The sequence below is a fragment of the Roseomonas sp. TAS13 genome, from assembly GCF_001950415.1.
In the GTDB taxonomy this organism is placed as follows: domain Bacteria; phylum Pseudomonadota; class Alphaproteobacteria; order Acetobacterales; family Acetobacteraceae; genus Roseomonas; species Roseomonas mucosa.
Map to the genome: position 1 here is coordinate 1 of NZ_BDLP01000122.1, position 11839 is coordinate 11839.

The 11839-nt window shown below is 64.2% G+C and carries 7 protein-coding genes and 1 pseudogene; all 8 read left to right on the forward strand.

Features of this window, described 5'->3' with window-relative positions; genetic code table 11:
* The first annotated feature begins 371 nt into the window (after positions 1-371).
* Positions 372-980, forward strand: a complete 609-nt coding sequence (locus ROTAS13_RS11435) for a sigma-70 family RNA polymerase sigma factor (protein WP_171979080.1) — start codon at positions 372-374, stop codon at positions 978-980.
* Positions 977-1396, forward strand: a complete 420-nt coding sequence (locus tag ROTAS13_RS27130; protein WP_075822398.1) for a hypothetical protein — start codon at positions 977-979, stop codon at positions 1394-1396. Before ROTAS13_RS11435 ends, ROTAS13_RS27130 begins: the two co-directional genes overlap by 4 nt.
* Positions 1393-1827: a periplasmic heavy metal sensor gene (locus ROTAS13_RS11445; protein ID WP_075822399.1), complete on the forward strand. Its 435-nt coding sequence runs from the start codon at positions 1393-1395 to the stop codon at positions 1825-1827. Before ROTAS13_RS27130 ends, ROTAS13_RS11445 begins: the two co-directional genes overlap by 4 nt.
* A gap of 2 nt (positions 1828-1829) precedes the next feature.
* On the forward strand, positions 1830-3200 hold the full coding sequence (locus tag ROTAS13_RS11450; RefSeq protein WP_075822400.1) for an efflux transporter outer membrane subunit: 1371 nt from the start codon (positions 1830-1832) through the stop codon (positions 3198-3200).
* Between the two features lie 73 nt (positions 3201-3273).
* On the forward strand, positions 3274-4380 hold the full coding sequence (locus tag ROTAS13_RS11455; protein ID WP_171979081.1) for an efflux RND transporter periplasmic adaptor subunit: 1107 nt from the start codon (positions 3274-3276) through the stop codon (positions 4378-4380).
* 3 nt (positions 4381-4383) lie between these two features.
* Positions 4384-7476 (forward strand): efflux RND transporter permease subunit, encoded by a 3093-nt coding sequence (locus tag ROTAS13_RS11460; RefSeq protein WP_075822402.1) that lies wholly within the window; start codon positions 4384-4386, stop codon positions 7474-7476.
* Positions 7477-7479: 3 nt separating this feature from the next.
* A complete protein-coding gene (locus ROTAS13_RS11465; RefSeq protein ID WP_075822403.1) occupies positions 7480-10575 on the forward strand; it encodes an efflux RND transporter permease subunit in 3096 nt (1031 codons plus the stop codon).
* A gap of 248 nt (positions 10576-10823) precedes the next feature.
* A pseudogene (locus tag ROTAS13_RS11470) lies at positions 10824-11789 on the forward strand (IS30 family transposase); the annotation flags it as partial.
* Between the last annotated feature and the right edge of the window lie 50 nt (positions 11790-11839).

Below are 11839 nucleotides of genomic sequence, written 5' to 3' on the forward strand. Positions count from 1 at the left end.
TTCCGCACCGGCCTTGACATCCTCCGGCATTGGATCCTCACACAGCCAGGCGCCGCCCAAGACCTTTGGCAACATATCTGGGCTCAAGCCAAATACAGGTCGTTCAGAACCAGCGTCGTGTAGTGTGGCCGACTCTGTAGGGGCACCCTGGCTGAACTGCGCCAGCACCTCGAACGGTGACGCCACGCTTGGAAGCTACACACCCAGTTCCGCCGCGATCCCAACATTTATCTCGTCACCCTGGAACACCAAGCCTGTCAGCCAACTTTGCCAGCCCAGAATTTTTTGTGGGTTTTCCGGCAGCCGTCCGTAACCCTAATGGAGACCGCCGGATGCATAGTCTTGCCCTATTCTTGCCGCGCCGAGGCGCGATGAGCCTTTTTAGCAATTGCATAAGAGAAAGCCGCACTAAGCCACCTTCGCTGGATCGAAACCGCCCCGCCGCCAGCGACGAGACGCTCATGGCCTGGGCGGCCGTCGGGGACCGACTGGCCTTCGAAGAGGTCGTCCTCCGCCACCTTGCCCGCGTGCATGCCATCGCGGGACGCATTCTCAACGATAACGACCATGCTGAGGATGTTGCGCAGGAGACTTTCCTGCGCGCTTGGCAGCAAGCGGCGCGCTTCGACGCCAACCGAGGTCAGCTTGGCGCTTGGCTTAACCGCATCGTGACCAACCTCGCCATCGACGCACTCCGCCGCCACCGGCCGGGTGAGCCGCTGGAAGACGCGATGGAACTGCCGGACCCGGCGTGTGATCCCGAGGCCGCTCTCGCTGTCGTCCAGCGTGACACGCGCTTGGCTGCTGCCATAGCTGAGCTGCCGGGCAGGCAGCGCGCGGCCATCGCCCTCGTCTACGACCAGGGATTTGCTGGAGCCGAGGCAGCCGAGATGCTCGGCGTCTCCATCCGCGCCCTGGAAGGGCTGTTGCGCCGGACGCGGCACTTGCTGAACGCGCGGCTGCGCGGAGTAAAGCCATGAATGAGGTTCGTTTTGCCAAACTTCTCGCCGTCTATGGCGCCGAGCCCGTCCGCTGGCCCACAGAGGACCAAGCGGCTGCCCTCGCCCTCATCGCGCGCTCCGGCAAGGCGGCGGCGATGCTTGCCGAAGCTGACAAGCTCGACCGTGCTATCGAGGCCAGTAGTCCGCATGCCACGCAAGAGACTCTCGCCCGTCTCCGCCGCCAGATCTCAGCGGATATCGCTCGCCTTCCCGCTCCAAGCCCGTGCCCACGCCTCTTCGGCGCCCTTTCCCGGCTGGAGCCCTTCGTCCCGGCTGGCGTCAGCGCCCTCGCGGTCCTCACCGCCGGCTTTGCCTGGATCATCTGGGGATCCCCGGATCAGAGCCACATCGTAACTGGCCTACAAACGCTCACCTTCCTGGGGAGCCTGCTGTGATCCGCATTTTCTCCCGTAAGGTGGACACCGCGATTGCCGGTGCCTCGCTCGCGCTCAACGTCGTACTCGCCGTCTGGATCGGGACTCGCTGGCAGGACCACGGGCCACCGAGCATCGCCAAGATCCAGGCCCAGCTGATCGATGACATGCCAGCCGCCGATCGCCCGACCCTTCGCGCGGTGCTGGAGGCGGAGCAGGCCAACTTTCTCCCAACTTTCCACAAGTTGCAGGAGCGTCGTGCAGCTGTCGATAAGGCGACCCGTGCCGAGCCGTTCGATGCTGGTGCCTTGCAGCAAGCCATGAAAGACTGGAACCGGCAATGGACCATCGCCGCCGATCTCTTCAGCGAGGCAGTGGTGCAGGGGTTGGCCAAGGTCTCGCCCGAAGGCCGCCGCTCCTTCGCCGAGCACTTGCCCAAGGAACACGATTGAGCATGCGGCGTCTCGACCGTCGGGCCACGCTAGCCGGGCTGCTTGCGCTCGCGGCGTGCGGGCCGAAGATCGAATTGGCCGGCTCTGGCCTCACCCTGCCCGTGCGCTTCGGCGAAAGTCAAACACCGGCGAACTGGCCTAGCCCGGACTGGTGGCGAGGCTTCGGCTCGCCCGAACTCGATGCGCTGATGCAGAAGGCTAACACAGGCAACTTCGATATCGCCCAGGCCATCGCACGCATCCGCCAGGCAGATGCGCAACTGCGTATCTCCGGCGCCTCGCTGCTGCCCACGGTTTCCGTCGGTGCGGATAACAGCCGCAGCCGCAGCAGTACGAGCGGGCGTGCCTATACGACCAGCACGCATAGCGTCACAGCCTCCGCCAGCTACGAGATCGATTTCTGGGGCAAGAACCGGTCCACAGCGGAAAGTGCCCAGCAGAGTCTGCGCTATGCGCAATATGATGCGGAGACGGTGCGTCTGACGCAGCTGGCTTCCGTCGCTAACACCTACTTCGAGGTTCTGGAGGCCGAAGCAGAACTGGTGGTTCAGCGCCAGAACCTGGCGGCCGCGCGGCGCATTCTCACCGTGCTACGCGCGCAGCTCGCGGGTGGCACTGCGACGTCACTGGATGTCTTCCAGCAGGAGACAACTGTCGCGCAGACGGATGCCCAGATCCCCGTGCTGGAGCAGACGGCTTCACAAGGCCGCAACACGCTCGCCGTGCTGCTCGGCGAGGCGCCGGAGAACATCATGATCACCGGCGGTAGCTTCGACTCGCTGCTGGTGCCACATGCTTCGCCCGGCCAGCCGAGCGAGCTGATCGCGCGGCGCCCGGACGTCCAGGCGGCCGAGGCGCAGCTTGCCGCTGCCAATGCCAATGTCGCCGTCGCCCGGGCCAACCTGTTGCCGAGCGTGACGCTCTCCGCTGAGGCCGGGTGGAGCGCCGCCGCCTTGAGCTCGCTCTTCACGCCGGCCGCCAGCCTTTGGTCGCTCGCCGCGAGCGTGACCCAGACCGTCTTCGATGGCGGCGCCCTCCGCGGGCAGGTTGAGCTGTCCAAGGCTGAGGCTGAGGAACTGCTCTACGCCTATCGCTCAGCCATCATGACCGCTCTGAAGGAGGTTGAAAACGCCATCATTGGGCTCCGCCAGAGCGAGGAACAGGAGCGCAGGCTCCGTATCGCCATTGATCGCGCTGAGCGCGCCTATTCCGTTGCCGAATCCCAGCTCCGGGGAGGAACCGTGACCCTGACGACTGTGCTGCAGACGCAGCAGACCCTTTTCTCCGCCCGCATCAGCCTGGTGCAGGCGCGGCTGACGACTTTCGAAGCCGCGGTGACCCTCTTCAAGGTGCTTGGCGGTGGCTGGCATTGAGACGCGCGGCACGGCCGCAACCCAACATCAATCCAGCATGAGCGTGCCCTCGGCGCCGAGGCGCCGCGGCGGCTTGATCGGCTGGATCATCGTTCTTCTTGCCGCCGCCGGAGGAGCCTGGTGGCTCTTCGGCCAGGAGGAGCAGCAGCAGGCAGGACCACCGGCCAGTGTTATGCCCGTCACCGTCGCGGCGGCGGGCCGGCAGGACGTGCCGTTGACGGTCGATGCGCTCGGCACGGTAGCTGCCGTTAACAGCGTGACGGTGAAAAGCCAGGTCGCCGGCACGATCACGGAGATCGCCTTCGCCGACGGGCAGGAGGTGAAGCCGGGTGACGTGCTGGCGCGCATCGATGACCGCAGCTATCGCGCTGCCTTGGACAAGGCGCTGGGTACGCTCGCCTATGACCAGGCGCAACTGGCCGGCGCGCAGGTCGATCTGCGCCGCTATCAGGCGATGATCCGTAGCCAGAGCGTCACGCAGCAGGATCTGGACCAGCAACGCGCCAAGGTCGAGATGTACACTGCCACGGTGAAGCAGGATCAAGGCTCGGTCGACAGCGCGCGGGTGGATCTCGACCGCACTATGATCCGTTCGCCCCTGGCCGGGCGTGTGGGCATCCGCGGCATTGATGTCGGCAATCTTGTCAGCAGCACCGACACCGACGGCATCGTCACGGTCAGCCAGCTGCGCCCCATCATTGTGACCTTCTCTCTGCCGCAGCAGGATCTGCCGCGCATCAAGACCGCTCAGGCTGCTGGCGCCGTGCCGGTACGGACGATACCCGATGCGGAAGCGGCCGATCAGACAGTTCATGAAGGCACGATCAGCACCATCGACAACAGCATCGATTCCGCCACCGGCACAATCAAGGTGAAGTCGAGCTTCCCGAACGACGACGCAGCACTCTGGCCCGGTGCCTTCATCAATGTCCGCGTGCAGCTGGAGGTACGGAAGAATGTGCTGACCGTGCCGATCATCGCGATCCAGCGCGGCCCCGACAGTGCTTTTGTATATGTCGTGAAGCAGGACGATACAGTCGAGAAGCGGCCGGTGAAGATCAGCGTGCAGACCGCCGATCTCGCGGTGATTGGTGAAGGCCTCAACGAGGGCGATCGCGTCGTCACCTCGGGCGCCCTCCGACTCACGCCGGGCAGCAAGGTGTCGGTGAGTGGACAATAAGCAATGAACATCTCCGGTCCCTTCATCGCCCGCCCGGTGGCCACCACGCTGCTGGCCGCCGCGCTTTTTCTCGTGGGCCTGCTCGGTTACTCACAGCTCAAGGTTTCGGCGCTGCCGGAGGTGGATTTCCCGACCATCGAGGTGACGACGCAGCTTCCCGGTGCTTCACCCGATACGGCAGCCGTCCTGCTGACAGCGCCGCTCGAGCGGCAGTTCGCGCAGATCTCCGGCCTCAGCACCATGTCCTCCACCAGTGGGCCAGGTGTGAGCCGGATTACGCTGCAGTTCGACCTCGACAAGAAGATCGATGACGCCGCGCAGGACGTCCAGGCCGCGATCAACGCCGCGGACGCGACGCTGCCGGACGACCTGCCCTACCCGCCCACCTATTTCAAGGTGAATCCGGCGGACCCTGCGGTCGTTACCATCGCGCTCACCAGCGACACGCTGCCAGTCGATCGGCTCAGCGAAAGCGCGGATACGTTGATCGCACAGAAGCTGAGCCAGGTGTCAGGCGTGGGTCGTGTGACGGTGCAAGGCAACATGCGCCCTGCCGTGCGACTGCGGCTCGACCCGGAGCGGCTCGCCGCCTATGGCATCGACATCGATACAGCACGTACTGCCATCGCGGCCGCCAACGTCAATTCCGCCAAGGGCTCCTTCGACGGCGCACGCCAGGGCTCGACCATCATGGCCAACGACCAGATGGCTTCGGCAGCGGATTACGCGAACATCGTCATCGCCTGGAAGAATAACGCCGCCGTGCGGCTGCATGATGTAGGCGAGGCCGTCGAGGCACTGGAGAACGACCGCAACGGGGCGTGGTACAACAACACACCGGCCGTGCTGGTCGATGTGCAGCGCCAGCCCGGGGCCAACATCGTCGATACGGTCGAGAGCATCCGCGCGCGCCTCCCCGAGATCCAGGCGGCGATTCCGGCGGGCATCAAGCTGGACGTCGTGGCGGACCGCACCGAGACCATCCGCGCGAGCGTGCATGAGGTGCAGTTCACCCTTGTGCTCTCCATCGCCCTGGTCGTGGGCGTGATCTTCCTCTTCCTGCCCACCGCGCGCGCCACGCTGGTGCCGGCCGTCTCGCTGCCCATCTCCATCATCGGCACCTTCGCTGCGATGTATGCCATGGGCTATTCGCTTGACAATCTCTCGCTCATGGCGCTGACCATCGCGACAGGCTTCGTCGTCGATGATGCCATCGTCATGATCGAGAACATCGTCCGCCTCATCGAGAAGGGCGAGAAGCCGCTCAAGGCTGCTTTCGAGGGGGCTAGGCAGATCGGCTTCACCATCATCTCACTGACGCTGTCGCTCATCGCCGTCTTTATCCCGCTGCTCTTCATGTCGGGCGTTGTAGGCAGGCTTTTCCGTGAATTCGCTGAAACACTCACGGCGGCGGTGCTGGTCTCCATGCTCGTCTCGCTCACGCTCACACCCATGATGTGCGGGCTGCTGCTGCGAAGCACGGAGGAAGATAAGCCAGGCCGTATCGCCCGTGCTTCCGAGCGCGTCTTCGATAGGTTCCGTGATGCCTATGCGTCTGCACTTAGCTGGACCATGGCACATCATGCGCTGACGTTGGCGGTTGCCGGGCTTACGCTGATCGCGACCATCGCAATCTATGTCGTGGTGCCGAAAGGCTTCCTGCCGGCGCAGGATACCGGCATGATCCAGATCACCACCGAGGGGCCGCAGGATGCTTCCTTCGCGCGAATGAACGAGTTGCAGGCCAAGGTCGCCGAGATCGTCCGTGCCGACCCTGCCGTTGTTTCCGTGATGTCCATCACCGGCAGTGGCACCGTCAATTCCACCACCAATGCCGGGCGCATCACCGCTGTTCTTAAGCAACGCGGGGAGCGCGATGGTGCCCAGGCCATCATCGCACGACTGAAGCCGAAGCTCGCGACGGTGCCAGGCATGGTCTCCTGGCCGGTTGCGGTGCAGGACATCCAGCTCAGCGCCCAGCTCTCCACCACGCAGTATCAGTACACGCTTACCGATAGCGATGACGCGACGCTTTCAGCCTGGATGCCGAATCTGCTTGAGGCACTCGCGAAGCTTCCACAGCTTCGCGACATTGCTTCCGACCAGCATGATGAAGGCATGCGCATCATGGTGCAGGTCAATCGTGACAAGGCGACGCGGCTTGGCGTCACAATGTCCGAAATCGATAGCGCCCTTTACAGTGCCTTCGGCCAGCGGCAGATCACCACCATCTACACCCAGAGCAACCAGTATCGCGTGGTGCTGGAAGCCGGCGGACGGATGAAGGGCGATGCGACGGCGCTCGGCCGGCTGCGCCTGCCCGGCACGGATAACGCGCTGGTACCGCTGGCCGAGGTCGCACGTATCACCACCACGACAGGCCCGCTCGTGGTCACCCGCGAGAAGCAGTTCCCCTCGGCGACCATCAGCTTCAACACGGCCGATGGCGTCTCGCTCGGCCAGGCCGTGGATGCCATTACGCAGGTCGAGCAGCAGATCGGCATGCCCGCGAGCATGACAGGCCGCTTCACCGGCGACGTCGCGGAATTCAATAGCTCCGTCGCCAGCATTCCCTTCCTGATCTTCGCCGCGGTTGTGGCGATCTACATCGTGCTCGGCGTCCTCTACGAAAGCCTGATCCATCCGCTGACCATTCTTTCCACGCTGCCTTCCGCCGGAATCGGCGCGCTGCTGGCGCTGCGGATCTTCGACCTGGACCTTTCGGTCGTGGCGCTGATCGGCATCATCCTGCTCATGGGCATCGTAAAGAAGAATGCAATCATGATGATTGACTTCGCCCTGGAAGCGCAAAGAGACGAGAACCTGCCGCCGCACGAGGCCATCTACCGCGCCTGCCTGATGCGCTTCCGCCCGATCATGATGACGACGCTGGCTGCCCTGCTCGGTGCCCTGCCCCTAGTGATCAGCCAAGGCATGGGCTCGGAACTGCGCATCCCGCTCGGCGTCTCCATCATCGGTGGCCTGCTGCTGAGCCAGGTCGTGACGCTCTTCACCACGCCAGCGATTTATCTGGCGATGGAAGACCTCCGCGCACGCTACTGGGGCGGCCCGGGCAAGACGGTGCAGGCCCACTGAGCTATGTCCGTCTCGACCCTCTTTATCCGGCGGCCGGTGGCTACGCTGCTGCTGGCGCTGGGCCTCTGCCTCGCAGGTCTTGTCGCACTGCGTGACCTGCCGGTTTCGGCACTGCCCAGCGTTGATTTTCCTACGATCATGATTTCGGTCAGTCAGCCGGGCGCTGATCCCGAGACAATGGCGGCAACGGTCGCTGCCCCGCTCGAGCGGCGCATCGGCGAGATTGCAGGCGTGACGGAGCTGACCTCGACCTCAAGCCAGGGCAGCACCTCGATCATTGCGCAGTTTGATCTTTCGCGTGAAGTAAACTCCGCCGCGCGTGACGTGCAAGCCGCGGTGAGCGCCGCGCGGGCCGACCTGCCGTCTCTACCCAACTCGCCAACAGTGCGGAAGATGAACCCGGCTGACATGCCGGTGATGATCTTGACCATGACCTCGCCGAACATGAACGCGAGCCAGGTCTATGATGTGGCGGACACCATTGTGGCCCCCCGCGTGAGCCAGGTGCGCGGCGTGGCCTCAGTGCAGGCCATGGGTGCCGACCAGCCGGCGGTCCGCGTCGCGGTAAATCCCTCGGCTGCTGCTTCGGCTGGCGTCACCTTGGAGGATATCCGCACCGCGGTCACGGACGGCAATGTCACCCAGGCTATTGGTTCCATCGACGGCAAGCGTCAGGTTGGTATCATCCAGGTCAATGATGGGCTCAACAGCGTCGACGAATACGGCCGCCTGGCGATCAAGTCGGCCAACGGTGCCATCATGCATCTGTCGTCGATCGCGGACGTTTCCGCCGGCAGCAAGTCGTCCCGCCAGGGTGCCTGGTATGACAACAAGCCGGGCGTTGTGATGCTGGTGTTCAAACAATCGGACGCGAATGTCATTGAGGTGGCGGATGGCGTTACGGCGATGCTGCCGCAGTTGCGCAACTTCCTGCCGGGCGAGATGACGCTAGGCGTACTCAGCGATCGTTCCGGTACCATCCGCGCGAGCGTGGAAGAGGTGGAGTTCACCCTGCTCATCACCACAGGTCTCGTGATCATGGTGGTAAGCCTGTTCCTGCGCCGCCTGGGGCCTGTTTTCGCCGCCAGCGCCTCTGTACCGCTCTCGCTGCTCGGCACTCTCGCGGTCATGTGGTTCCTGGGCTTCTCGCTGAACAATCTTTCGCTCATGGCACTGACCATCTCGGTCGGCTTTGTGGTCGACGACGCCATTGTCATGATCGAGAATATTTCGCGTATGCGCGAACGGGGCATAGGCCGGCTTGAAGCCGCTTTGGAGGGTGCGCGAGGCATTGGCTTCACCGTCATCTCCATCACCCTCTCGCTGCTGGCCGTTTTCATCCCGCTGCTCGCGATGCCAGGGCTAGTGGGGCGGCTGTTCCGCGAATTCTCCGTGACCCTCGCTGTCGCCGTGGCCCTTTCTGCCGTGGTCTCTCTGACACTGACCCCGATGATGGCCGCCCACATGGGGGGTGGTGACGACGAACGCCCGCCCGGCCGCTTCGGGCGCACCTTTGAGCGCGGGCTCGACCGGATCGTCGACGGCTATATGCGCAGCCTGAAGGTGGTGCTGCGCTTTCCACGCAGCATGCTGCTCCTCAATCTTGCCCTGGTGGTGCTCACCGGCTATCTCTACGTCGCTGTTCCGAAGGGTTTCTTCCCCGACCAGGACACCGGCCTTCTCGGCGGCGCCAGCATGGCTGCGCCGGATACGTCTTATGCCCGCATGGCCTCGCTGCAGCAGAAGGCTGTGGACATCATCCTGAAGGACCCGGCGGTGGCCGGCGTGGGCTCGTCGGTGGGTTCCAGCTTCATGGGCGGCGGCACCAGCAACGGTACATTCTTTGTCGAACTAAAGCCGGTTGGGAAACGTGAGGTTTCGGCGCAGCAGGTGATCGAGCGGTTGCGCGAGCCACTGTCGGCTGTTCCCGGCGTGAACGTGTTTCTGCGCGCGATGCAGGACCTGATGATCGGCGGACGCAGCGGCAACGCACAGTTCCAGTACACGCTGTTGGGCGACAACATCAGCGAGCTCGCGGCCTGGACCAACAAGCTGGTCGAGAAGCTCCGTACCGTGCCGCAGCTCGCCGACGTTTCGAGCGATCAGCAGGAATCCGGCTTGGTTGAGAAGCTCATCATCGATCGTGACGTGGCCAAACGTCTGGGTGTCTCAGTTGAGGACATCAGCAACATGCTGAACGACTCCTTCTCAGAACGCCAGGTCTCCACCATGTATCGATCGAACAACCAGTACAAGGTCGTGCTGGAAGTGTCACGCGAGCTGCAGTCGGACTCGACACAGCTCCAGCGGATTTTTGTGAGTGGCACCGACGGCGCCCAGGTCCCGCTCTCACGCTTGGTGACCATCCAACACACCACCGCCTCGCCAAAGGTTGCGCATCAGGCGCAGATGCCCGCGGTCACCATTTCTTACAACCTGCGCCCCGGCGTGGCGCTTGGCGATGCGGCGGAGCTGATCAAGCAGGCACAGCTTGACATCGGCATGCCCGCGACCATCCGTGGTGCAGCGGCCGGCACGGCAGGACAGCAGCAGAGCTTCATCAGCGGTGTGCCCTTGCTGCTGTTGGCAGCGATCATCTCCATCTATATCGTCATGGGCGTGCTTTATGAGAGTTACGTGCATCCGCTCACTATTCTCTCCACCCTGCCAACGGCGGGCGTGGGCGCGCTGCTGGCGCTGCTGGTAACGGGCGAGCAACTGTCGATCGTTTCCGTGATCGCCATCATTCTGCTGATGGGCATTGTGAAGAAGAACGCGATCATGCTCGTGGATTTCGCGCTACGTCATGAGAGGGAGGAGAAGGCGGATAGCCTGGAGGCTATCCTTGCTGGTTGCCGCGACCGCTTCCGCCCGATCCTCATGACGACGCTGGCCGCCCTCTTTGGTGCGGTGCCGCTCGCCCTCGGGACAGGCACGGGAGCGGAATTGCGACAGCCACTGGGCATCGCCATTATCGGTGGGCTGGTGCTTTCACAACTGCTGACGCTCTACACCACGCCGGTCGTCTATTTGGCGCTCGACCGTCTCTTCTGGCGTGGGCGCAAGCCTAGGGCCGAGCCCCGAGGTTCAGCAGGGTGAGTGAACCGCCCCGTGTGTGGATGCCCCCATGAATGCAAGTAGAAACTCGACCGGTTCTGTTGCAGTTTTTCGGAGCAGCTACGGCAAGATAGAAGCCGCAGATGGCGAGACGGCATCAGGCGAGCACGGCGAAGCAGGGCTGATCCTTCGAGGGGCGGCGATTCACCGGTGAGGTAATCCTCTGGGCGGTCCGGCGCTACCTGGGTGGATTCACGTGGTCGTCGCAACACCCGTGGGAGGGCGAAGCGATGGCGGGACAGCGGCGTTCGGATCGGTCCTTGCGGGCGAAGCTGAGGTCACCAGGGCGGCCAGGCGTGGGGATGCGGGAGCACCGACGGCGGTTCTGGGCGTTGATCGTCGAGGGTCTGTCCAGCGAGGACGCGGCGATGGAGGTAGGCGTGTCGCAACCGGTTGGGGCACGGTGGTTCCGGACGTCGGGCGGCATGGCGCCATCGCATCTGTCGCGGGCGTCGGAGCCGCTCTCGGGCCGGCGTCTGTCCTTCGCAGAACGGGAGGAGATCGCATTGTTGCGTGCCGAGGGACATGGCGTGCGGGAGGTCGCGCGCCGCCTCGGGCGCGCGGCGTCCACGATCTCGCGAGAGCTGAGGCGCAACGCAGCGACGCGTGGCGGCAACCTGGACTACCGGGCGACGACGGCGCAGTGGCATGCGGAGCGGGCGGCGCGCCGTCCGAAGCACGCAAAGCTGGCGACGAACCCGGTGCTGAGGAGGTATGTTCAGGCCCGACTGGCGGGCTTGGTCGCTCTCCCAGGCGGAGCCGAGGTGCGAGGACCATCGGTGCCCTGGAAGGGACGGCGCCACGGGCCTTGGCAGCACCGGCGATGGGCGAGGGCCTGGAGCCCGCAGCAGATCGCTGCGCGGTTGCGGCTGGACCACCCGGATGACGAGGGCATGCGCATCAGCCATGAGGCCATCTACCAGGCCCTCTATGTCCAGGGCCGGGGAGCGCTGAAACGCGAACTGACGCAATGCCTGCGCACGGGACGGGCGTTGCGGGTGTCGCAAGCCCGCACGGCCGGACGGGGCAAGTCGTTCATCACGCCGCAGATCATGATCAGCGAGCGGCCAGCCGAGGCGACAGACCGCGCGGTGCCGGGGCACTGGGAGGGGGACCTGATTCTCGGCCTCAACCGCTCGGCGATCGGGACGCTTGTCGAGCGCAGCACGCGGTTTACGATGCTGCTGCACCTGCCGCCCATGGCTGTCTCTTGATCACATCTACGCACAGCTCCACCGTAAGGCGA